At 36.9% G+C, this 24725-nt stretch carries 24 protein-coding genes; 1 reads left to right on the top strand and 23 read right to left on the bottom strand.

Annotated elements, in window-relative coordinates; genetic code table 11:
* Window positions 1–13: 13 nt before the first annotated feature.
* From JSQ81_RS13405 to JSQ81_RS13295, 23 genes are all read right to left on the bottom strand, one after another.
* Window positions 14–826 (bottom strand): hypothetical protein, encoded by an 813-nt coding sequence (locus JSQ81_RS13405; protein WP_212604525.1) that lies wholly within the window; start codon window positions 824–826, stop codon window positions 14–16.
* Window positions 827–1034: 208 nt separating this feature from the next.
* Window positions 1035–1688 (bottom strand): DUF3952 domain-containing protein, encoded by a 654-nt coding sequence (locus tag JSQ81_RS13400; RefSeq protein WP_212604524.1) that lies wholly within the window; start codon window positions 1686–1688, stop codon window positions 1035–1037.
* A 23-nt stretch (window positions 1689–1711) separates the two neighbouring features.
* Window positions 1712–2440: a hypothetical protein gene (locus JSQ81_RS13395; RefSeq protein WP_212604523.1), complete on the bottom strand. Its 729-nt coding sequence runs from the start codon at window positions 2438–2440 to the stop codon at window positions 1712–1714.
* Between the two features lie 30 nt (window positions 2441–2470).
* Window positions 2471–3247, bottom strand: coding sequence for a DUF3952 domain-containing protein (locus JSQ81_RS13390; protein ID WP_212604522.1), 777 nt, complete (start codon window positions 3245–3247; stop codon window positions 2471–2473).
* A 139-nt stretch (window positions 3248–3386) separates the two neighbouring features.
* The gene (locus JSQ81_RS13385; protein WP_249336540.1) at window positions 3387–4190 is read right to left on the bottom strand and encodes a hypothetical protein; all 804 of its coding nucleotides are present in this window, start codon (window positions 4188–4190) and stop codon (window positions 3387–3389) included.
* A gap of 42 nt (window positions 4191–4232) precedes the next feature.
* Entirely contained in the window at window positions 4233–5021 is a 789-nt protein-coding gene (locus tag JSQ81_RS13380; protein WP_212604521.1) for a hypothetical protein, read from the bottom strand.
* 73 nt (window positions 5022–5094) lie between these two features.
* Window positions 5095–5817, bottom strand: a complete 723-nt coding sequence (locus tag JSQ81_RS13375) for a hypothetical protein (protein WP_212604520.1) — start codon at window positions 5815–5817, stop codon at window positions 5095–5097.
* A gap of 125 nt (window positions 5818–5942) precedes the next feature.
* Complete coding sequence (locus JSQ81_RS13370; RefSeq protein WP_212604519.1) at window positions 5943–6500, bottom strand: hypothetical protein; 558 nt, start codon at window positions 6498–6500, stop codon at window positions 5943–5945.
* Between the two features lie 53 nt (window positions 6501–6553).
* Window positions 6554–6976 (bottom strand): hypothetical protein, encoded by a 423-nt coding sequence (locus tag JSQ81_RS13365; protein WP_212604518.1) that lies wholly within the window; start codon window positions 6974–6976, stop codon window positions 6554–6556.
* 333 nt (window positions 6977–7309) lie between these two features.
* Window positions 7310–7843 carry a hypothetical protein gene (locus JSQ81_RS13360; protein ID WP_212604517.1) on the bottom strand — a complete coding sequence of 178 codons (534 nt, stop codon included), beginning with the start codon at window positions 7841–7843 and terminating at the stop codon, window positions 7310–7312.
* Window positions 7844–8021: 178 nt separating this feature from the next.
* Window positions 8022–8501: a DUF5085 family protein gene (locus JSQ81_RS13355; RefSeq protein ID WP_212604516.1), complete on the bottom strand. Its 480-nt coding sequence runs from the start codon at window positions 8499–8501 to the stop codon at window positions 8022–8024.
* A 51-nt stretch (window positions 8502–8552) separates the two neighbouring features.
* Complete coding sequence (locus tag JSQ81_RS13350) at window positions 8553–9056, bottom strand: DUF5085 family protein (protein WP_212604515.1); 504 nt, start codon at window positions 9054–9056, stop codon at window positions 8553–8555.
* 8 nt (window positions 9057–9064) lie between these two features.
* Entirely contained in the window at window positions 9065–9508 is a 444-nt protein-coding gene (locus JSQ81_RS13345; protein WP_212604514.1) for a hypothetical protein, read from the bottom strand.
* Between the two features lie 21 nt (window positions 9509–9529).
* On the bottom strand, window positions 9530–10237 hold the full coding sequence (locus JSQ81_RS13340; protein WP_212604513.1) for a hypothetical protein: 708 nt from the start codon (window positions 10235–10237) through the stop codon (window positions 9530–9532).
* 19 nt (window positions 10238–10256) lie between these two features.
* The gene (locus tag JSQ81_RS13335) at window positions 10257–11867 is read right to left on the bottom strand and encodes a T7SS effector LXG polymorphic toxin (protein ID WP_212604512.1); all 1611 of its coding nucleotides are present in this window, start codon (window positions 11865–11867) and stop codon (window positions 10257–10259) included.
* Window positions 11868–11899: 32 nt separating this feature from the next.
* Window positions 11900–12175, bottom strand: coding sequence for a TIGR04197 family type VII secretion effector (locus JSQ81_RS13330; protein ID WP_212604511.1), 276 nt, complete (start codon window positions 12173–12175; stop codon window positions 11900–11902).
* A 6-nt stretch (window positions 12176–12181) separates the two neighbouring features.
* The gene (locus JSQ81_RS13325; RefSeq protein ID WP_212604510.1) at window positions 12182–12595 is read right to left on the bottom strand and encodes a YwqH-like family protein; all 414 of its coding nucleotides are present in this window, start codon (window positions 12593–12595) and stop codon (window positions 12182–12184) included.
* Between the two features lie 16 nt (window positions 12596–12611).
* Window positions 12612–17063 carry a type VII secretion protein EssC gene (gene essC, locus JSQ81_RS13320; protein WP_212604509.1) on the bottom strand — a complete coding sequence of 1484 codons (4452 nt, stop codon included), beginning with the start codon at window positions 17061–17063 and terminating at the stop codon, window positions 12612–12614.
* A 27-nt stretch (window positions 17064–17090) separates the two neighbouring features.
* The gene (gene essB, locus JSQ81_RS13315; protein ID WP_212604508.1) at window positions 17091–18377 is read right to left on the bottom strand and encodes a type VII secretion protein EssB; all 1287 of its coding nucleotides are present in this window, start codon (window positions 18375–18377) and stop codon (window positions 17091–17093) included.
* Window positions 18378–18408: 31 nt separating this feature from the next.
* On the bottom strand, window positions 18409–18660 hold the full coding sequence (locus JSQ81_RS13310) for an EsaB/YukD family protein (RefSeq protein WP_212604507.1): 252 nt from the start codon (window positions 18658–18660) through the stop codon (window positions 18409–18411).
* Between the two features lie 13 nt (window positions 18661–18673).
* Window positions 18674–19174 (bottom strand): type VII secretion protein EssA, encoded by a 501-nt coding sequence (gene essA, locus JSQ81_RS13305; protein ID WP_212604506.1) that lies wholly within the window; start codon window positions 19172–19174, stop codon window positions 18674–18676.
* Complete coding sequence (esaA, locus tag JSQ81_RS13300; protein WP_212604505.1) at window positions 19149–22619, bottom strand: type VII secretion protein EsaA; 3471 nt, start codon at window positions 22617–22619, stop codon at window positions 19149–19151. The genes essA and esaA overlap by 26 nt, the downstream gene beginning before the upstream one ends.
* Window positions 22620–22756: 137 nt before the next feature.
* The gene (locus JSQ81_RS13295; protein ID WP_212604504.1) at window positions 22757–23053 is read right to left on the bottom strand and encodes a WXG100 family type VII secretion target; all 297 of its coding nucleotides are present in this window, start codon (window positions 23051–23053) and stop codon (window positions 22757–22759) included.
* A gap of 479 nt (window positions 23054–23532) precedes the next feature.
* Between JSQ81_RS13295 and JSQ81_RS13290 the strand changes: the two genes are divergently transcribed.
* On the top strand, window positions 23533–24720 hold the full coding sequence (locus JSQ81_RS13290) for an alanyl-tRNA editing protein (RefSeq protein ID WP_212604503.1): 1188 nt from the start codon (window positions 23533–23535) through the stop codon (window positions 24718–24720).
* The last annotated feature ends 5 nt before the right edge of the window (window positions 24721–24725 follow it).

The raw sequence follows: 24725 nt of genomic DNA, 5'->3' as shown, positions 1-24725 counted from the left end.
ACAAGCCCGAAATCTATTTTCCATACCAATTATCCTTTTCGACACCAAACATTACCCTAAATTCCTCGGTATATTTATAAAGATAAAAGCTTCTTATTAAATTTCCAAACATATAAAGTAGAACAAAACTAATCCCGCAAACAATGAGCGGCATGAAATCAATTAGCGCACCAATCATTCTTGTTTCAAAATCATATTCAGCTGATCCAAAGGTGGCATTAGCGATTTGACTAATCCCCCAGATTCCAACCAACCATCCAATTATCATCTTTCGATTAGCACTCGCCCACTCTACTATTATGGACCTTCTTTTCTTCGTCCCATAAACCATCTCCATTGCGTTGCGGTAGATTTTATTTATCACAAATGCGAGCGTGGCTATAAAAAACACATTGTAAATAACCCGAAGGGAAAAGTTATAAACAATTAATTGACTGAGTTTGAAAGCGTAAAGAACAAAGAAGAAAATTAGGGTCGTAAGTGTGATATTTATAACTAAATAGCCCTTTATATTATTATTTCGTCTATAGACCAAAGACGTAACGAAACCAATGATTAAAAATATAGCGACGGCGTGAATATACCAAATGCTCGATGCTATATCTCTGAATTCATTATTGACATCTAACGGAACAGCCGGCTCTTCAAAATCACCCGACAAGTACCAGCCAAAAGCAAATAGCGCATACATGCTTCCAATAAAGAATCCACATGATAATAGCACTCTACCGAAATTCGAGTTTTGCATATCTTTATAAGCATTCGTTGCAAAGTTTTTACTGATCGCATCTTTTACTTGCGAGAATGAACCGTTTAATATTTTCATGTCAACCATTCCCCCTGGATTTGAGTTCTTTATCTAAGGACTATTTATCACATTAACTAAATGGGTAATATCATTAATCTAACTATAAGACCGCCTAGCTCTTCATTATTTCGCATCTTTCATTTGAAAATAATCCTCTTTCGCTCCTTGGTTACCAATTGTCATGTCGACATGGTTAGATAACTCCAAACTAACTAATTTTCCTTCGTTATCTTTTTTTGTCCCATTGAAACGAAACACCAATTTCAGATATATAGAATTTCTTTTCACTTCTATCTTCTTGTAAACCTATCAACAATGTCGCTCCTGTAAACTTGTCGTATTCGATTTGTAAATCATCATTAATTATCTCGTTAAATTCTTGTTCGGTAAAATCATAAAATATTGACGGCGGTGAACCCAAACCATAACTAAGCTTGGTTGGAATAATATCATTAATTCCTTGGAGTTTATCCGGCATGAATATTAATTCAAATTCCTCGTCAGATTCTCGATTGGTATATTTGCCATCAGAATAGTAAGCTGAAAGTCTATGTGTTTCTTCTTCCTCCCAATGACTATCCAGTTCATTAATGCTTTGTGTTTCTTTTCCTGTTCCAAAGGCATTGTTATTATTAGTACTATAAACTCCTGTAAAGACCGCTAAATCCCTTTTATTTTTATCCTCAGTTAACGGGGTTATAACAAAAGCGCTATGATTTATCTTCGCGTACCCATCCACCGCATTCAAAATCCGATCCATATTTTTTTCATTCAAATCATTTGCGATGGGCTGATAGTCTACTTCTTTTACAAATAAGGAACAGCCGCTGAGAAAAACGATTAGTGAAACTGATAACATCATTACCATCAACTTCTTCATATATGTAGATTCCACCTTTTTTCCTATCTGTTCGAAGTATTAAACCTATCTTCTTGAAGCTTGTATGCTTCTTGCGAATTGCCGTTTTCTTCCGTCAATAACAAATCGGTTCTTGATGACAATAAAACCTTGTGTATATTTTCTTCCATTTCTCGTTCTAACTTTGCTGAAATAGTGATTGTTTTAATTTCAAACGAGTTTCCAACTTCTCTTAGTTGAATCAATACTTTTGCTGCTTCAAACTTATCGTACTGAATATCATGGTCGTCATTTATGATTTCTTCAAATTGACTCTCTGTTAATTGATACCTTACTGAGGGCGGCTCATCTAATCCATAAATATATTTTTCAGGTATCAATTTTTCTATCCCCTGTAAATGCATGGATAAAAAAAGCATTTTTTCTCCTGTTACGTTTTGATTATCAACCTTAAATTCATCGTTTTCATAGAAATAATTACCCTCAATCTTATTATTTACATCCCACTGGCTAAAAACTCCGTAAGAAATCTTATCTTTTGTATCAAAAATTCCATGTAAACTATTATCTTCTATGTCCATGCCATTATAGGAAATTGTTATGTATTGATTTATTTCCCCATATCTCCCCACCGCATTTAAGATCTTATCCATGTTTTTTTCATTTAAATCAGTTGCGATAGTTTGATAGTCTACTTCTTTTACAAATAAGGAACAGCCAACTATAAGAGCGGCTAGTGAGACCGTCAATATCAGTAACATTAATTTCTTCATACTTGCGGATTCCACCTTTCCGAATTAACTTCACTCAAGTCTGCCATCCTTCAATTGTTCATACTCTCTCTTTGCATCAACATTCTCATTTGGAAAAGAAACTCTATTATTTAATTGATAATCAATCAATACATTATTTTTCAGTTCCCCCCAGGTGACATTTAGGGAAATCCTTGTAATAGAAAACCTTTTATCTTTTTCTTGAAGTTCAAGGAAAATAGTTGCTTTATTAAATACGTCGTAATCAATTTTCAAATCATCGTTAATAATCTCAGTAAATTCACGTTCAGTTAGATCATATGAAATCATTGGGGGGCTATCTAATCCATATTTATATCTTTTGGGGGCAACTTTTTCGATTCCCTGAAGTTTATCGACCATAAATACTAAATCAAACTCCATATTTGTTTCGGGATTTATATAGTGGTTTTCAGAATAATTGAGCGGGAATTCTGGTGAGTTTTCTTTGCTTATTTGTTCTTCCGTATCATTCCTTTCTACGGTAGATTCAAATGTTATTTCTCCAGCTCCTAAAGCAGTATTATCAGATGTATTATAAATACCTCGAAACGAGAATTTATCTTTTTCTCTTTCTATTTCATTCTTTTCCCCCGCTGTTGATGTGACTAGAAATGCACTATGAGTAATCTCCGCATACCCATCTACAGCATTTAAAATCTTATCCATATTTCTCTCATTCAAATCATTTGCGATGGGTTGATAATCTACTTCTTTTACAAATATAGAGCAACCACTTAAAAATGCGATCAATGAAACCGGCGCCATCATTAGCATCAATTTCTTCATACTCACAGAACCCACCTTTTCTAGTTAACATTAATTCTTGAAATTCATAATTAAAAATTTAGGATAACAAGATATACAATCGGCTGTGATCCGCAATTCAGAGGCACCGATTAACAAACCTAAATAAATAACACTTTTATCAGTTCCTAACATTTTTTCTCCGGGAATTAAACGGTTTCAACCTTCCTTTTTTACTATAATTTAAACTATCAAAACGGAACTTGCAATATAGAATGACAAGTTGCTCTGGAAGGACGAAGATCATCGTGAAATATATAATCATAGCCAGCACGATCATGAACATTATTTCTATATCAGCTAACTCAAACGTTTTGAATAAATGTTGCATGATAAACAAAAACCCTGTGCTTGCAACAATAACAATTGGTAAATAAGACTTCGTTTCAAATCTTTCCCTAAGCTCGTCTTTTTTAGAACCTATTCGAAAATGACCTCTTTGTAATAAAATATAAAAGCGAATCGACGTTGCGATGAAAAATAATACACCAAATAGCAATGTCACACAAGTGAAGGTTAGAAGTGATTTAGCATCGGCTTTAACACCTGTTTCACCAGTGCCGAGTATAAACAAGGCCAGAATAAAAGTCGATACTCCAAAAAGATTTTGAGATACTATAATCCCTAAGAGATATTGGTTTTTTTGACTCTTCATGTAAATAAATGAAAAAGCATATATCAGTGACAATACCGCAAGAATACTAGACATCCATAAGTGAACAGAAAATACTTTTTTCTGATTTGGGTAAACCGAGTAACCACCTATATAATATTCCAGAAATAATAGTAATGCTTGTAAAAATATAGATAGAAACAGTACCGCCCCCAAAGAACCTGGACTCTGCCTTCCTGACTGTAGAGGTTTCCTTAAAACCATAAAATCAGATTCAGACAAGTTCTTTAACATTTCTTGCTCTGCCCCCATTACTCAACAATCTCTTCTACACAAATCATTTCTCCCGTACACTCATTTTTGTTGTCTCTTCATTTGATTCCTGTTCTTTTGAATTTTATTTTTATTATTTACAAGTTGCATATTTTTTCGTTTTGGTACATTTACAGAAAATGAGGGATATCTAAAAATGCAATACATTGCAATCAGAAACTCAACAGCAGCAATTAATAGACCAAATGAGACAACTGTTACAATAAACACACCAAAACCAAGTTCGTAATCCCCTAGCAAACCATTTTTAATCACCGTGGATGTTAACGCTGTTAACAGGAAAATTATTGGAAATAATATGATAAAATTCGAGTCTTTTTTCCCTTTTGATTTTCCTACGTTTTTATTGTTTTGTTTTAAGCTATTAATCCACTTAAACAAAACAGTTAGATGAATTATTATTCCAATCAATAAAATAATTAATATCACTGGTAAATACGCTTCATACATTCCTCTATCTTTACTAAACATTAATATCACTAGATAAGAATCCAACACAGCCTTGTACGTAAACAATACCATCCCAACACTTAACAACTTTTGAATAAAAGTATTATTCCACAATAAGAGTATCAACAGCAAATGTAGACTAAATAAAACTGCTTCAATATAGTAGATCATATGCCATCCTGCAGACAACGTATCCCATCCAATTGTATTAAGGTGTGCAGCAAACAAAGATATCCCAACTACTATCCCAGAATAAAGAAATATGCCAATTAGGTAACCTCTCATTCCCGACATTGTTAATCTTCCATCGTGTATTTCGTCTTTTATTGCTGCAAAACTTGCTTCGGATAATTTAGTCATAAATTTAACCACCTAACATTACAATCTTTTGAAACTGAACAATTGTAACCGATGTATCATTTTTCTTCTTTCACTACTTAATATTAAAGTTTTTCACAGAAAATGAGGGATATCTAAAAACGCAATACATTGCAATTATAAATTCACAAGCGCCGATTAACAGGCCCAGATACAATATAGTTACTATAAATACACCAAAAACCAGTTCATAATCCCCTAGTATACCGTTTTTGATTACCAGAGTTGTTAGTGCGGTTAATAGAAAGATTACTGGAAATAATACGAGATGCTTCGAGCCTTTTTTCACTTTTGACTTCTTTCCATTCCCAATTTTCGGTCTTAAGCTGTTGATCCATTTAACTAAAACAACTATATGAAGTATCAATCCACTAACTAAAATAATAAGAATAATCGGCAAGTATAAATGATAATTACCCTCATCTTTACTGAACATTAAATACGGAAGAAAAGGATCCAATGCTGCCTTATACGTGAAAACCACCATACCAACACTTAACAGCTTTTGACTAAAAGCATTATTCCACCAACAAAGTAAGAGTACTAGCAAATGGATACCAAATAAAACCGCTTCAGCGTAATAAATCCTATGCCAACTAGTAGATAGTGTATCCCAGCCGACTGTATTCGCATTGGCTACAGCTAATGACACGCCTACCGCAATTCCAGAAAAAGCAAACAACCCAATAAGGTAGACCCTCATCCCAGACACCGTCAATCTTCCATCTATTAGTTCTCCTTTAATAGCTGAAAAACTTTCTTCCGATAATTTACCCATCAATTTCACCTCGATTATGAGTGATGCTAATTCCATCAATCGCTGCTTAAATAAGACAGGGATATGTCCTACCTAATTTCGAATTAAAAATTCAAATTTAAGGTATACATATCCCCTGCCAACTATTATTCTACTGATTCAAATGTAAAGTTATCGAATTCCATTACGCTATTGTCTTGATCCAACGTACTTAATAAATCAATTTGTTCTTCCGTCACTTCTAAATAAAACGGCACAACACTATGTGCTTGAATAACGCCTACCTCTGATTCCGTCAAATCAATTTCAATGCCATCGAAAACATATTCACCTTCGTCATTCCCTAACGTATATTCAAAATTAATATTTTTTAACGGCTCGTCTAATCGATTGATTGCCAGAAACGCTAAAGTGTCGTATGTACCATCCATATTTTCAACAACATCTAGAATTTGAATGCTGAAATCATTCGCGATGCCCAAGTCTGGGTTTTCCGTGACAATTTCATTAATCTCTTTATAGACATCATTATTATCCAGCGTGATGCCTTCTTCTTCATCCATTTTTAATACTTGGAGCGTTAATGGTTGCGGTTCTTTCTTTTCTACCTTAGATTCAGCCTCTGCATCACTCGAAGTGTTGCATCCCGTTAAAACAAGCGTTGCTAGGATTCCCATAATTATCGTTTTTATCAATTTCCCCATTTAACTCTCTCATTTCATAATTTATGTATTTTTCTATTCGCTTACTTATGTGTTCATTTAAAGCTTTTTGTTTCTACTGCTTGTAAAACATTCGGCAGGTTTCTTTTATGCCAACCTGCACCTATCATTACTTTATTTAATTTAAATCCTGTGTTTCCTGCTGGCGTTTCAATTTTCAGGCGATGGTGCGTAAACTTACTTTTCACTTCAAGTTTAGTAATCTGTTCTTTTGGAATAAACGCATGCTCTCCCTCTACTATTTTCCCAGTAACATTATCTATTGCTAGAATAGCAATCCCCTTATCTGATAAATTAACAACATTATATTTCGTTGATAGAACCGACGCTGCACCAAATAAAATATAATCCAATGTGGAAGGCATGGTTATACCAAAAACTGTATGATTCTCACCTGATGAATCAAATAGGTCGTGCTCCTTTAAATAAGTAATAATCTGTTCTTCTTTTAATAACATTTTAAAACCTCCATTTTATATTCATTTCTAGTCAAACATACTTAATAATCGATCCCAACTTTTCGCTTCCTTCTCGAAAAATTCATCGTAGTTTTCCGAAGAAACTTTTGCTTTTAACTCCACCCACTGCACGTCCCCTCCTATTACATGAAATATCGGGAGAGACAATCTTATACTCATTGTCAATCATATTGTGGTGGTTTTTGGAAAACACTGGATTCATTTGATGTCCCACAAGAAATCCCGAATAAAAAAGTACACCGATGAGGAATGCAAACTCTCATTCCAATCATGGTAGGTCTACCACTCAAATTCTCTGTGAAGGTTATTTAATTAGGCTTTACTTTTAAAAACCTCAATTTTTTTAAACAAATCAAATATATGCTCTGAAATCTCTTCTTGATGCAATGAAATAATATGAGGAAATTGTGTATTGTATTTTTCCATAGCCTCCTCTTTAAGATTGACCTCCAAATATTCTTTGCTTAGCCGATTAATTTCCCCTATATCCTTCCAAGAGTACGCGGCATTATCCGTTCTGAACTTATCATCTGATAGCACTAAAATTGGAACATTTCTTAAATGATTATGCAGATAGAAGTACATTTGTAATAAGTAATGAATGATGGGCAAAAGTGTCAATAGAAGGAAAAATGCCTGTGTAATTGTCGGATTAAGGGGATTCCATGAAAATATAATCGTGACAAACCAAGGAAGATAGGACCATCCCCAAATCGTAGCGGCGATACCCGCCAAATCAATAGCCCAAGAAGTTGCTATTCTATTAATAACAACGTCATTCTTTTTAGGGATGTATGTAAGCAGTTTATTGCGAAAACCTGAACCAAATATTCGCATGATATACATATTAATAATACCTATGGAAAACCATATGAACGGACTTAGAAAAATAAATCGCAGCATATGGTTACCAGGATCATCGATTGTAGGAATGAGCTTAAAATAAACAAAAAATCCCAACAAACCAGCTATTATTGAAAAAAGAATACCTATATACCTCGAATAATCAATCCTTCTCAACATACTATAACCATTTCTTGAACCATTTCATAAGCCCTTTTTCTTCCTCTTTAATTGCAATAAATACTTCAATAACAGCGCGGTCAAATGCATCAAAACAAACATGATAAAATGGACCTTCGAGTTGGATATCGTTTTCCGATGCATATGTACGTATTAATTCATAAGCTTCTTCAAGTTGATCAATTTCCGTACAACGAACATACAGTGCTGGAAGGGCTGCCAATATTTCCTCTTGTCGGAAATTCAAAACTAGGTCATCCCCCATTATTGGGTCTAATGCTATATAATAAGTGTATTTTCCATGTGTAGGATCTTCTTCCACATCTTCAACCGTGAAGATGACGGTGTTTGTATAATAAACGTCTTCTTTAATAAGCTCTCTGCGTAAATTTAATGCCGGCTTAAACCAGTCGGCATGCGGGATAACTTCCTCGGCAACTACTAAATTAGTTGCAATTAATGGTTCTTCACGAACTTGCATGTTTTCATCCTCATTTCTTCTTTGTATTACGGAAACAACCGATTATTTTTCTTAGGAATTTAAAAGTGTGTCCCAGAATTCTGCTTCTTCTTCTAAATCTTCCTCAAAGTCTGCCTCAGAATAAATCTTTGCTTTCAATTCAACCCACTGAATTTCATCGTCTCCTCTAACGACATGGTACATGGGTGAAATAATATTGTAGTCATTTTCCATGGAGTATTTTAGTAGTTTATCGTATGCCAATTCGGTTTTTGTTTCAAAATCGCCTGTTATTCTTGTCATTATCATATTATCGATATAGAAATAGCTTTGAAAATTTAAGTCGGTGTCCTTTGCAACAAAAGATTGTTGGACAGGCATGTAGATATCAACTTGCATGATTTCATCACGGGGTATGTTATTCAACCCGTAAAAAAGCGGACCATTCACCGTCAATTTCGCTTTCACTAATTTTTCATTGAAATCTTCTAATGCTTTTTCAAAATCCTTATAATAAATTTCATACGAATGCCAAACTACGTTTTTATACATAAGTTCTTCATAATCTACAATCATCACACATCCTACCTTTCTATGACGGGCGCATATACGTCTATAATAATTTCTTTATAAAGATGAAAACATACATGATAAAAAGTACTGTCAATTTCTATGCTGTTTTTTTCTGCATAATCCCATAATAACTCATACGCTTTACTCAACTCTCCTGTTTCACCACAGCGAATCGATAACGCAGCCGGAATAGACAATGTTTCTAGTTGTTTAAAATCATCAACTTCATCCACTTCAACCATTGTATTAAGCCCCAAATAATAAGTGTATTTTCCGAAAGCAGGCTCATTATCCATCTCTTCAACAGTAAAAATGACCGGACTTGTACTATACACTTCTTGATTTCCTACATTGCTTCTGAGACTAAATGCAGGTTTGAACCAATCCTCATGCGGTATTATTTCTTCAACGCAAATTGCGTTTTGAATAACCAATGCCTTTTCCCGAACAATCATTATGCTTCCACCTTTTCTATTTTACTTATTAAAATTCCTTACCGAAAATGAAGGGAACTTAAAAATGCAATACATTGCAATTAGAAATTCAACAGCAGCGATTAATAAACCTAGATAAACGACGGTAACTATAAATAATCCAAATAAAAGATCAAAATCTCCTAACATCCCATTTTTAGTAACTATTGTAGTTAAGGTTGTTAAAATCAACACTATAGGTACAAGAAAAAAATACTTTGATTCTTTTTCTTTTGATTTCTTTTTCTTTTGTTTTAAGCTGTTTAGCCAGTTAATAAGTACAGTTATATGTAGAATAAGTCCACTTATCAATATAACTAGTATAACTGGGAATAACGATTCATACTTTCCTTCATCTTTACTAAACATAATAACCATGAGAAACGGATCTAATGCTGCTTTATATGTTAACAAGACCACGCCTAAACTTAACAACTTTTGATTGACGGCATTATTCCCCCAGCAGAGTAAAATTAATAGCAAATGAATGCCGAATAGTACTGCTTCTATATAGTAAATCATATGCCACCCTCTAGATAGAGTGTCCCATCCAATCGTATTAGCATTTGCTACAGCAAAAGATATACCTACGAAGATACCAGAAGCAAGAAATATCCCAATTAGGTATCCTCTCATCCCTGACATCGTCAGTCTTCCATCTTGTATTTCGCTCTTTATAGCAGAAAAGTTTTCTTGGGATAATTTATTCATCAATTTCACCTCACAAAACCTATTTAAACCAACCTGAAATAGTTTTACCTATTTTTTTTGTAGACTCTATAGCTGAATCTACGCCAACGTTTACCAGATCCTTTGTGCGATCTGCAATACTCTTCGGTGGATTCCCCCACTCTTTATTAACACCCCAGCTTACTGCCATACCAACTCCTGCCCCTACTACAGTACCAATCGGGGGAACTATTGCTGTTCCAACCGTTGCACCGATTGCTGCCGCTCCTCCGGTTAAGGTTGCGTCCACCGCAGTTCCGACAACAATCTTACTTGTATCCCCCTTGTTCGATTGAATGTTATCTGTGACGATAAGACCAAAACTTAGAACGCCTAGTCCTTTGCCTGCGAATTTAGTTATTTTTGACCCTTTACCTAAAATGTTTTCCCTTTTCACGCTGACCTTTGTTATCTTAGATTGATTATAAGCCTCTACAGGGTTTTTCCAATTAACTGTCGCGAATTTAAGGACCTTCTTCGTCGCTTTATATTTTTTCCCGACTAACTCATCGACAAATGTAGTTCCTAGCTTCCCAGCCTTTTTAAGAGGTGTAAGGTTCTTGAACTTTCTATACTCATCCAAACCAAAGAGCCTATCAAATTCTTTAACTAAAAAGACTTTGCGTCTTCTTTTACCATAAGGTTGTAAGTGTTTATATAAACCTATTAATCTCTTTCTAGTAAATAGCTCTTTACCATATTTTTTGATATGGGCTTTTACAGTCTTGCCGTTTAATTTATATAACGTTGTTGCTAAAACGTTATTCAATTTCCGTAGTTCAGCTTGCGTTAGCTTATTCTTTCCTGTTTTCGCATACCTCAAGTATTCTTTCATCGTCATTTTTTTCAGCACATATATATTCGCAGCTAAATGCGTTAACTTATTTGTTTCATCAAAAAATTTAACAACATCGTCTGACCCGCCTCTAATTGTTTTGAAGAGATCCGCCAACTTTGAAATAGCACTCTTATCATTCATATCAATACCTAATTCCTCTGCCACTTTAACAAAGTCATTCGGTAATCCGCTTTTAATACTCATCGCAGTTAGTTTAGTCAATTTTTGTTGTTGCTTTACAACCTCATTCATACTATCCTTAGCGATTTTCAATGCTGTTTTTTCAAAATCGCTAAGGTTTTTGTTCACTTTAATGACATATTTCCGGGAGTTGTTAACACTTTTTGAATAAGTTGAAATACTTGGGCTTGGCAAAGCAACAATGTCCTTTACACTTTGAATTACTTGTTTTCCATCCTCATGTATATCTAAAACACCATTTTCGATTGTTTCTACTTTTTTATTGAGTTGATTCAAGTAATCCTCCGTAATCACCGCCGCAGAAGAACTGTCCACAATACTATTAAATTCTGAAATGATCTGGTCGTAGTTTTTTCTTAGGTGGTTAATTGTTTCATCCAAATTATCGACAGATTCTCCATGAACTGTTTGAAAATAAGCCTTAGCAGCACTCGCGGTTTCACCTTGAAAGGACTCTAATTTACTAATATTAGCTGTTTTGCTTTTAATTGTTTGTAGCTTAGCTGATATGTTTTTTAATTCATTATTTAACTCTGATTGGATCTCCAATATTTCTCCGATTGCTATTTTCATTGAATTACTACAACTCCTTTCCTTAATGTCATTTATTTCATAATTGCCGCCCCTAGTCTCTCGTCTTGAACAACCATTTCATTGCCAACAACTGTCAACTTTTCTAAATCGACTTCCAATAATTCAATATACGTATCAACCACTTTTTGAAATTCCTTTATTACTTCTAACTGTTGCTGCATACTTTGTAAATCCGTCTTTTTCAATGACTTACTCTTTATTTTTATTCCTTTTAAATCGCTAACAGATGACATTGCACTTTTAACGGTCGAATCAAAAACAACTTTATTAATTGAAACCTTACTCATTCAGCATCACTCTTCTTTCAAAGTACTAATTGTCATAGTAATATTTGCAATACTCGTATTCAGATGGGCAATATCGCTTTGGCAGTTAGTTAACTGAGTTGTTAGCCGTTCAATCTCGTTATCAATTCCATCTTCTACTTTCTTCAAGTGAACTATATAACCACTGATTGACTTTTCCATAGAGTTTTGGTGATCACTTTTATAAGTCTTTTCTGTTTCCCCTTTCCATAATCCGGGGTCAATTTCAAGATTCGTTATTTTTTTCTTATAGTAATTTGAGTCTTCAATAATACCGGCAAATTCAAGCTTTGCTTTCTTTAAGCGCTCCAATTTTTGTGCCAGGCCATATGCTTGCAATTGTTTTTGAGACCTCTGATTTCGATATCCCCATCTTCTATTAATAAGCTCCGTTTTAGTCATCTTTCATCACCACTTTTTAATTAAATTGGCTAGCAAACTTGAACCTAACGTACTTACCTTCGGAATATAGATATGCCTCGTCCTTTTCCGGTTCCTTTTCGTTTCTAATATACTCATTGCCCAATATACTTTGATCGGTTAACTTCATTAGAACAACACCAGAAGAAATAGTCGTACGACAACTTTTCGGGAAGTCTTCATAATTATTCGAGATATAGTCGTGTTGTCCAAAGATAATAAATTGAACGCCTAGCCGTCTGCCTCGGGATAAAATTTGTTCTACTTCATCATCAGGTAATGTTAATGTATTGGAAAACTCCCTACAGTCTGCAATGACAACAACAACATCAAATTCTTCACTGTCTGCTTCATCTTCGGGTGGATTTACAATATTACTGATAAACTGGTTAATATTACTTCCATCTGCCAAATACATATCCGCGTCATCTTTAAAGTCTGCCAATGAAAGCTCCGAATCGTCGATAAATACGATTTGTTTATTTTCAATAATACCTAAACCTGATGCGAAAGCCTTCTTGAATTGGAGTAGACGGTCAGTCTGATTTGAATACACCAGGAGATGATCATTTTTATTTAAATCAAAACCTAAACCTTCAACATTTTCATAATCATAGCCCAGTGGCAAATATTTTTTTTCAATTAATCGTTGAACTGTTCGATTACGTTTGAACTCTTCAAACTGGATAATTTCAGGCATCATCGGGATTGGGATTGGTCTATCACCTTGCCAGTGTCTATCCATTTGCAACGCTGTTTTTTGTATGTTTTCAATCGTTTCCAATGCTTCTTCACCAACTTCCGGCAATACCGCCTGAAAAACAGTTGGTTGTTCCATATTCACCAAGCCACGGCCAGCGATTTCTTCAATTTGCAAGTCCGTTCTGCCTACAATGGAACGTGCTTCTGTTGTATCAATTAAATACAATGGGATTTGAACTTTAATATTAGAAAGAAGCGGTATTCTCATCGCATTTTGTCTCCCCGCACTTATGAGTAAATGCACGCCGACGCTTCCGCCTTCACGGGCGATCTGGGTGATTAATCTTTCAAATTCATCCACAAAGTCAGCCTCGCGAACGGCATCATAATTATCGAGAACAATGACGATAGTTGGAACACTTTGCCCGCTTGCTTTTTCATACATATCCAAGTTTGCAACACCGTATTCGCTCAACTTTTGTTTACGTTCTCTTAAGATACGTTCGAGAATGCGAATTAGTTTCCCTATTTTCACCATTTCATCAATCATGATTGTATCTGCAATATGCGGTAGACCTTTTAACGGCAATAAACCATTCGTCCCAAAATCCAGCAGATACAAATGCAATTGAGCTGGATTATGTTGTTTCGCCAAATCCATCACTACCGTTTGTAGGAACGTTGATTTCCCATATCCCGGACTGGAGAATACCGCCATATGGCCGTCTTTCGTTAAATCAAGCGTTAATGGATTTTGTGCTTGCAATTCCGGTTGGTCTAAGAGTCCAATGGTGGCTTTCAATGCCTTTTTAGGCTCTTTCCAAGCTTCCTTAAAATCTATTGGATGCAAGTCTTGTGCAAATATCCGTTCTGGAAGCGGCGGTAACCAAGGTCTAGCCAGTTGTTCAATTCCCTGCGCCACCGTATATTGGTGCACGTAGTCAATGACAGCATCAAGTTCGGTCGGAATTTTTTCTATTTCATCTTTTCCGCCTAAACCGCTTAAATCCTCTGACAAAATATCATATTGACCCAAATCATTGATGGCGTAGACAGTTGTGTCTACTAGCTCTTGGTCTTCTTTTTCAGGAATATAATCTGCTCCGCTCCATGCGCTTTGAAAAAGTTCATAGATTTCGTTATTCCCGACTTGTAAATAAGCACGGCCCGGCAATGTAATTTCTGCTGCATCGGGTGTTTTCAGTATTTCATTGGAGTCGCTCGCGTCTTGAACTTTGAGGGCTAGTTTGAACTTCGAGTTCGACCAAATTTGGTCATCGACGACGCCGCTCGGTTTTTGTGTTGCTAGAATTAAATGAATCCCGAGTGAACGACCAATACGAGCCGTTGAAACAAGCTCTTTCATGAAATCTGGTTGCTCTGATTTAAGTTCGGCGAATTCATCAGAGATTAAAAATAAATGCGGCATTGGTTCGCTCGCTTCACCTTGTTTAAAGAGCTTCTGGTATTGATTGATATGGTTGACGTCATGTTCGCCAAATAAGCGTTGTCGCTTTTGCAATTCCGCTTTGATAGAGGCTAATGCACGCATCGATTGCGCGCCGTCCAAGTTCGTAATCGTTCCCATTAAATGCGGTAAATCTTTAAATAAGTTCGCCATTCCGCCGCCTTTATAGTCAATTAATAGAAAACCGACTTCATAAGGGTGGAAATTGACCGCCAATGAAATAATATAACTTTGAATGATTTCTGATTTACCGGATCCAGTTGTACCTGCCACCAAACCATGTGGTCCATGGGCTTTTTCATGCAAATTCAAATTGACAAGATCATCTTTTCCGCGTAAACCCAATGGAACGGCTAAACTTTTATAGGTTTCATTTCTTGCCCAACGCCCGGCTAAGCCTAGTTCCTCTACTTTTTCTACACCGTACATTTCAAGGAAAGTTACACTTTCTGGTATCGAGTTTTTCAGGCTTTGCAAATGATTCAGCGGTGCTAATGCTCTTGAAACGTCTTCTTTATTGAAATCAACAGGAAAATGATCCAGCGTGAAGTTGCGATTGACAAGTTCTGCTTGCTCTAAAATGATATTCCCGTTCTTCGCGTCACGAATATCAATCACCGTCTTCACATGCTCTGGCAGCGATTGCATGACTTCTTGAACAAACACCAGTGAAACGCCTAGCTCACTCGGGTCTTCATTGAAAAACTCCATGACGATGTGATCTAAAATCATTTTTTCATCTGTGATTAATACAACATAATGAGGCGAAAAATACATTTTTTCGTTTTTATTCCCTTTTTCATCAAGGGCTTGTTTTCGTTCTTTCAGGATTTGATAGAACGAGTTTAATACTTGATCACGCGAACGTTCATGATAAACAAATCCGCGGACATTCAGATCTTGGATGCTTGCATGTGGAAGCCAGCGCATCCAATCCCATTCCGCCTTCTCTTCTTCAGGAAAAACCGTGATGAATTGAAGGTCGTGATAACTATGGAATAACGCAGTTTGCATAACAAGTAACTGTAATTGTTCCAATACAAGACTGCGTTGGCCGATGTAACCAACTGGGCCATTTACCAAATCCGTCACGATGGGAACATCTTTTAATCTCAAATATTGCGAACGAAGGTCACGTGCCGCATCCACTAATTCATCTTTTTCTAGCGTAAATTCCTCATCGCTAAAATCGAGTTCAAAACTCGAATCAACTTGACCTAAACCAACACGATATGTTAAAAAGTCATGATGAAATACTGTCTTTTCATATGTGCGCGCATGGACTTTCGATGCCATATCGCGTATTGTTTCGATTTTTGGATAGTGATAGTTTAATGCGTGGCGTTGCTCTTCACTCGCGCTATATAATTCCTTTGTTTTTGTCTTTAAATATTCACGGTATTTCACATCGCGTTCCTTTGTATCGATGCGGTATTGTTTCAAACTTTTCACATAGGCCATTATTGAATAAATGACCGTTACGACCGTCATCGAAAGCATAACAAGTATAAAAATTCCATTCGCTCTAAAAAACGACACAAGTATCATTGCGGCGATCATAACAAGCGGCGGAACAATCATGCGCCCAAGCTGTTCACTCGGCTTGGAAGGCTTGCTAGACGGTTTTGCGATAGCGAGTTTCTCTTCAGGCTCACGGTATATGATCCGCGGGGAGCGATGAAAATCAGGATAATCCTCACCAAACTCGTTTGCTTTTTCCATCAGTCGGGCCAATTTTGTTGTCACACGATTTTCGTCTGCAAGAAATTGTATGTCATCTCTACCGATTTGAATCAGCACACCATCAACATAAAGCTGGTCGCCTGGTTCAAGCATTACACTTCCAGTTACAAGCGCGTAGTTATGATACACTCGGCCGCTGAATACTTTAAGTTCATATGCTTCTTCAAGTTGTGTACGACTGATTAAGAAATCAGCAGTGGTGTTCTCGATTTTCACTTCATCAAAATCATTTGGGCCAAACGCCAAATTATAGATTGAAGCAACGTCATAAATTGCCCACTCATTTGCTTCAAGCAAGTAAAAGTTCATATCATGATTTGAAACATTTTGCGTTACCTGGTTATTTGGCTTCAAAAGTTCTTTCGCAATAAGACAAGATTCCCCGTCCCATTTTATCGAAATTTGAGTATCCACATCTAAAAAGGTCACAGTGTCGGACCAATTTCCGCCAACTGTCACCGACTTTGATTCGCCTGATGGCAGTTGGATTTTATGAAGTTCTTTTTTATAGTTAAGCATTAGTAGGTGTTGTGCCATCTCGCTCTTCCTCCTCAAGCCAATAAATTATTCCTCATCCGTCGTATCTACCTCGTCTGATTCGGGATTATCCGGTTCAGTTTTTTCTTCAACATCCCCCTGCTCCGCCTCTCCCGGTTCATAGTCAGAATCTGGATTTGTTAAATCATCTTCAGGCCGCAGATTATATTGTTCTCTGTAATTTTCAAGTTGCTCTCTTAATGATTTAACTTGCTCTTCACGTTCAGAACCCGTTAACTTCGGATTGCTATTGACTTGCTCAATTTGTTTGATCAAGCCATATAAAATCAAGACTGGATCATCCATATATTTCGCCAAATCCGTAGATTCTTCAAGTTTTCCTTGACCATTATAAATCCAGTACAATAAATAATTACTGTCGCTTTTCAAACTAATATTTCTCATGATGACTGATTTTGGAGCGGGGTCTAATTTTTCTACATCAATGTAGGCGTAAGCGAGTATGTATTTTGTAGAGTTTGGCAACTTCTCAGCTTTTTGCTCTTCCAAGTCACTAATTACTTTTCCGTAATCTGCTGCCAGAAAATCATGATGCGCAGCTAATAGTTTGTTTTGATACGGCACTTTTACAAAGCTGAAATAAGCGAGCGGAGCGGCAAGTATGATCGATAATGCAATCATCATAATTGAAAGTTGCTTAAAGAGCCGGAACTGTTTTTTCGGCACAAGCTGCATAGTTCGTTCAGTTGTCTTTTGTTCATTTTCATAATTTGCTTCTAAAAATTTTATAAGTGCGGAAACATCTGCGATTTCACCGATTTTACGTTCAAATTCGGTTTCATTCGCATTATTGATCGAGCCGTTGTACAGTTCGTCAAAACTATACTTTTTTGAAAAAAGTGCAATCGCTAGACATTTATACTGATGGAGAAATTTTGAAGAGTCAGTTGTAAAAGGCGGCACTAAATCGCGAATGCCACGATAAATAATAGTGGGAATTAGATTATCATTAAATACTAGGTTGTCTGGGTGAAGAAAAAATGTCGTTCGCGTAGGCAAACATTCTTGAAATCTACCTACATTGCATAATGCACGCAATTTGTCATTGCGTCCGAGTTTTTCTATATCCGCCCACTTCTTCATTTTTTCATTTACTGTAAATGAAAAAACATATACATCATGCTCTTCCTCCACTTCAGCGGGCACAAAAAAGTCTGTTCGTTCAGTAATAAGTGCTAGTTGTCGAAAATCCTTAATAGACGTCTGTGATTTCGCAAGACGCAACTTCCAACAGTCTTTCTCTATGTCAAACTGATAAGTCATCGACTCAAGTTCTATTGTTTTTTCGTTCATCTCCAAAAACCCCTTTATGAAAATTAAGCAGTTATAAAACGATTAATATATCGCCGTCGGTCACTTGATAGTCTAATAACCGATCATCATCCGTTAATAATAAGTTTTTTGTCGGTATTTTAATGGCACATAGCGAGGCTTGTTCTGGATCAAGCTTCAGTGTTTCTACTAAATTCATAAGCAACTGTTTGATTGGTTGGTGCACCGGAATACGTAAATCGTATTCCGGCCCGCCCCAATTGCCAAAATCAACAGTCACATTAATATGCGTATTGTTTGGCATTCTTAATTCCCCTTCACTCCACCATTTTTCTCATAACAGCAAATATGCCGCCGCACAGGAGAACGACCATCCCGATTAATGAAGAAAACAATGTATTGCCCATTATTCCGCCATCACCTTCGTTTGTATCGTCATTAGCAACCGACGCTTTCGGAGCTGTATAATCACTAGTAAATAATGTTTTCATTGTTTCTTCTATCGTGATGTCCTTCTCATTCTCTGTTTTAAAAAGCATTTGCTTTAAGTCTTCATTCTCCTGCCTCAGCTCTTTTTGCTTTGCTTCAATTACTGCTTGTGTTTCTTCTTTAAATAAGTCGGGAAAACTATTTTCAAGTTCCGTCTTTTTATCCACCTGCGGTTTCGTTTTTCTGTCTTGACCGATACGATCTGTTTTCAATTGCAATTTCCCGCTAGGACTGGATGGATCATCGGCTGAAACTTGATATGACAACATCGTAAGGAATGCGATTGATAGAGCAATGACAATACTACAGTGCTTCAGTAACCCCTTCATCTTTAATCCCTTCTTCCTTTCTAGAGCGGTTCACAACGAACAAGTTAGCGACCAGCGCCAACAACATTAGACCTGCAAGGACGATAATAATCCATTGATGATCTGCAACGCCTTTAGCAAAACCAGTAAAAAGCGATTCGATATACTGCAATGGTGAATACTTCCGAATTGTTGATGCAAGTGATAACTTATCAAAGTCAGATCCGAGTGCTTCCGTTGAGAATAAATACAAACTCAACATAATCAAGAGCACAAACATCCCAATCATTTTTAATTGTCTTAATAGATAAGTTGAAACTAGAAGCATTGCGAGCATAGTTAAGACGATTAACGCAACCCATAATAAGAACTTGCCTGGTGCAATATTTAATAAATTACCCGAAACAATTCCTATAACCAACCCTTCTACAAGAGCAATACTTGCGGTAATCAATGTGATTGGCATATTCCCGCCTACTAACGTATTTTCTACCTCAAAAGAATCCTTTTGCATTCGTTTTCTATCATTCGTAGAAATTGCATACGCAGTAAATAATGAAACGATAAAGCAAATTAAGACTAGGAAATAGGGTGGTAATGAATTCCCGGTGGAAATAACGCCAGCATTTTTTGATTCAACAGGGTTCGATAAAAAGCTATACAGATTTTCGTTTGGCCTGTCACCGATTCGGCTGTTTTCAAGCACGCCTGCAAAGTTATCTGCAAAGCTCTGATTTTCGATTAACTTATCCGTCATATTCGTAGCCAATGTATCTGCTTGGGTAACTAATGTCGTCCCGCTCTCTTGAATAACTTTTGCCTGATCATCGATCGTGTCAAAAGTTTGGTATACGCCATCCGCAGATTGCAGATTGCCTTTTGCTTGTTCCACAAGCGACTGGCTTCCGGATAATAGCGACGAGAACTGACCATCTAAGGAAATAAGCGTTGCTTGCTCTTCGTTTTTATTGGAAGCAATGGCTTCTTGTTCTTCTAGCAACGCAATACTAGCCTTACGCCATTCCATCAATTCATTGAGCGTTTTTTCCAACGCGCCGTTCATGACATGCGCCTGTTCTGTCGTGTCTTTTAAGATAGCTGTCAGCTGTTGCGAATTACGATCAGCATCCGCTACAAGGACGCTGTACTCGTTAATTCCACTTTGCAGCCCTTCTACTTGTTCGCGAACTTGGGCTGTGACGTGTCCTTTAATATTTCCAACTACATAATCTGTTAGTAATTCAACAATGTCTTTTTTATTGAATAAATAATAAAGTGAAGAATCTTTCTTGGTGGCTAATTCTTTCAACCCACTTTGTTCCAGTTGTTGAATCAGTTGTGGACTTTCCATATCAAGACCAAAATAAACACCATACAACATTAGCGCTTTTTGATATTCCCTTACCGTATTTGCAGTAGCGCCAATCACTTTATCAGTAGCATCATCCGTAAGTGGCGACATGATTTTATGGGTGATGTAGTTGTCTTTAATAGTTATTGGCTCCGGTTTTATTGGAAGTGCCGGGACTAGCGGAATTAACGCCGAGTCCTCTGTTTCCACTGAATCTTCCTGGTCCTCCGAATCCGTCACGGATATTTCGTCATCATCTTGATTTTCCGGAATAATGCTTTCTTCGATTGCTTCTTCCGTTTGACCCTCATCATTATTTTCAATGCCGACCGTATTCTCAGTAGATTCCGGATTTAAGTCCTCGGATTCCAGGTCTGGGTTGACAGGTGCTTCGGGTACTTCCGGATTTACCGGGTCTATTGGGTCTATTGGGTCTACTGGATCCTCTGGTTCAGGTTCAGGCTCTGGAAGATCGACCTCTCCAACGTTCTTTTGTTGCAACTTCCAACTCCACGTAACCGGTTGGAAAACATCAATGTTGTTGCTCGCATCTTCTTTTAGTTTAAGAACAACTCGAACACCGAATTTATCTGCGGAGGTAGCCTGTAGCCAAATCCTTTTATGTTTTTGATAGGTTCTCGTATAGTTACGTTCATTTTTACCGGGTAATGTTAAAAATACGCCCGCAACTTCATACGCTTCGGGAATCGCTAGTGTAAATTCTTGCCCCCATTTTTTCGTTGCTGGTATTTTGACGGAGTCCGTTACCTCTACGCCATTTTTTATCAAAAGTTTTTTAATTTCATTTATTTGATTGACAAGCGGAACACTGTTTTTGGGTTGAACCGGCGATTCGACAAATTCCTTATTATATTTATCTGTGACAGCAATCACATTATTCAATTGCATCATGCTAGTTTCAGATAAACCTAGTCCTTCAAGGTCTTTAGAAGACAACGTTGGTAATTTAGCAATTTGTCGCTTCAAAATTTCATGGATGTTATTGTCAGGTTGCTGAAATAGCTTGGTTAAATTTATATCTTTGCCATCAAATGAATCGGTAAAGGCATCCTTTAACCGTCCCGCTACTTTTTCATCTAACTCAGACTCGAGCGTTTCTTTTAGATCTGCATTAAAACCACTTAACTTTTCATTTGTCGTTCTAAAATACGTTTGAATGGCGGAAGCCTCTGAAAGTATTGTTGCTCTATCATTTTCCTTTTCCCTTTCTTGAAACTGATCATAAATCTCTTTATTCGCCAGTTCCAAGTTTCGCAGTTGCTGAAGAAGTTCTTGATTATGCATGGCGCTATCTAAGCTGCTAAGTTGATTTGAAAAATCTTTTAATGAAACGGTATTTAGTTCGTGCATTTTATTTAAATCATTAAAAACAGTCAAATAGTCTTCATTTGAATTCACGTCATCCTGTAAAGCCTCTTCAAATGCAGATAAAATTTCTTTCAGACCATCAAAACTGTCTTTTGATACTTGTGTATTGTCTTGGATGTTTTCAAATTGCGAAGTATATTGCATAAGTGGACTATGAACCGCGTTTTTATAAGTGTTCGTATAAACTGCTTCTTTTTCCACGATTGTACTAATATTCGCCTGCGCATCTTGCAAGTTCCCAATGACACTAGCAAAATAAACGTCAATAATTCGACGGTTAAAGTCTCCTAAAATGGCACCTGCCGTTTTTTCCGCTTCCGCTACGACATCTTTATTTCCAGTTGCGTTAATTTTATAATTTAAATTGATTTTCTCTGGGAATTCCTCATCAATTGATAATGCCTTTTCGGAGAAGTCTTTCGGAATAACAATCATCATGTTATAAGCATTGTTCTCAAATCCATTTTCGGCAACGCCCCGACTCACGACATACCAATCGTGTGAAGGATCTCTTTCTATGCTTTTAATGAATTCATGACCGAAATCGACTTCTGTTCCGTCGAACGTTGCTCCCTGGTCTTCATTGACAATAGCGACGGTCATTTTTAAAACTTCATCGTCAACTTTGCCGGTAGAAGATTGGTGGAGAGCTAAATATGTAATCCCCCCGGAGAGGATAAGTACCAAACATAAGAACAACAAAACCTTACTCTCTATCTTTTTCATTCTCAATTTACCCCCGCTTATTCTACTTTTCTTTGGAATTTTAATGAACAAGAGCCACACAACAATAGTTGCGTGGCTCATTGTTAGACTTACTTTGTTAGTTACCTCGAGATTTTCGTATATTTTTAAATTATTGCTTAGCGAAGCCCAAAGTTACGCGATAGTTCTTCGTCTTGACGAGCTACTGCATCTGCTGTCTTCGTTAATTGCCCTTCAATTTCACGCATAAGGTGAGCGAAGTTTTGAACTTTAGGGGATAGTTCATCAAACTGAGCTTGGAACTGTGTAAATGCTTTACCTTCCCACTGGCTTTGCAAATCAGTTTGCAGGATTGTTAAATCCTTTAAGATTTGATCAATTTGGTCTCCACTACGACCGTAGCGTTTTGCTTTGTCCGCTAATTCTGCTGGACTCATACGAATTTGTCCTGACATGTTTTCCCATCTCCTTTTTAATTTCTTTGTTAATTTTTTATCGATTTTACACAATTATCTCATTCCATAATTCACCATTATAGTAAATGATAAGTTTTCCATCGTCAACAAACATTAGGACAAAAACTAGTAAACAGTAATTTGGTTCTATGCTATAAGCATCAAATTTTAGGCACATCAATTTTTTGATATTAAATCGGCGGAATGACCCGGTAAAAATCATTTTATTGCCAAACCAAAGAATTTAGTCACAGTCAACTTAAGCACAAAGACCATTTCATGATTCTTTCCGCATGGACCTTTTAACTCAAAGTCGATCGAAATCCAAGGGTTTTCCCCTAGGAGATCAAAAACTAACCACTGTCCAGTCAACCTTGTTTTGTTGGATTGGGCATATATAAAATCGGCCAAATTACTTTTCTCCTTTCCATATATTTTTCATGGTAAGATGGTGAAAATAAGCATTAGGAGTTGCTGATATGTTAAGAGAGCGCCTTTATTATTTGGATTCATATTGTAAAAATTTCAACACTCGCGTGAATAAAGAATCATTGGATTCCGATGGTAATTTTTATGCAGTGTTAGAGAATACTGCTTTTTACCCGACTGGTGGAGGTCAGCCGTATGACACGGGAACTTTGAATGGTATCCAGGTACTAAATGTTGAGGAGATTGATGGTGAAATTCGTCATACCTTGGCGGAAAGTCTCGGAACTGCGGCTGAAGTAACAGGTATTATTGATTGGGCACGTCGTTTTGATCATATGCAACAACATGCAGGTCAACATATTTTATCTGCCGCATTTGTCGAGCTATACGGATTTCTGACTATTAGCTTCCATCTGGGTAAAGAGTCTTTGACGATTGATTTGGACGTAGAGGATGTTTCTCTAGAACAGCTCCAAGCAGTTGAAAAGTTGGCCAATGATATTATCTTGGAAAACCGAATGATTGAAACAAAATGGGTGACCGAAGACGAGCTAGAACAATATTCTCTTCGCAAACAATTAGCTGTGACAGGTGAAATCCGTCTTGTTATTATTCCTGACTTTGACTATAACGGCTGCGGCGGGACCCACCCTAGTTCTACTGGACAGGTTCTCGGGATAAAGGTTATGGCAACTGAAAAACATCGCGGGATGGTTCGCGTACATTTTGTCTGCGGAGGGCGGATTTTACAACAATTGCATCAGAAAAACTATGTAGTATCGGAAACATCTAAATTACTTAGCGCGCCTGAAGAAGGCGTTATTGGCGCGACCCAAAGATTGCTCGACGCAAATCTTGCACTCGTCAAGTCATTGAACGAGAAAGAAGAGCAATTGTTGACATTTGAAGTAAAAGATTTATTACAAACTAACAATCACGGAATCGTAAAGGCCGTGTATACTGGGCGAACCGTTCAGCATTTGCAGAAAATGGCTCGGTTGCTTGTGACGGAAGCCAAGGATACCGTCGTACTCCTAGTTGCCGAGAATGAAGATCGGTTACAATTTGTCGCCGCACGAGGAGCTTCGGCTGAAAAGAGTATGAAACTAGTCTCGGCTGCAGCACTTCCCCTCATTGACGGAAAAGGTGGCGGAAGCGATGCATTCGTACAAGGTGGAGGACAACGTAGTATGGCAGGGACTGAGTTGCTACGGATAATGGAGGAATCTTTAGTTTAAGCACT

It is taken from the genome of Sporosarcina sp. Marseille-Q4063 (assembly GCF_018309085.1).
GTDB lineage: Bacteria > Bacillota > Bacilli > Bacillales_A > Planococcaceae > Sporosarcina.
Note: the sequence above shows the minus strand (reverse complement) of the source record. Positions and strands in the feature narration are given on the sequence as shown.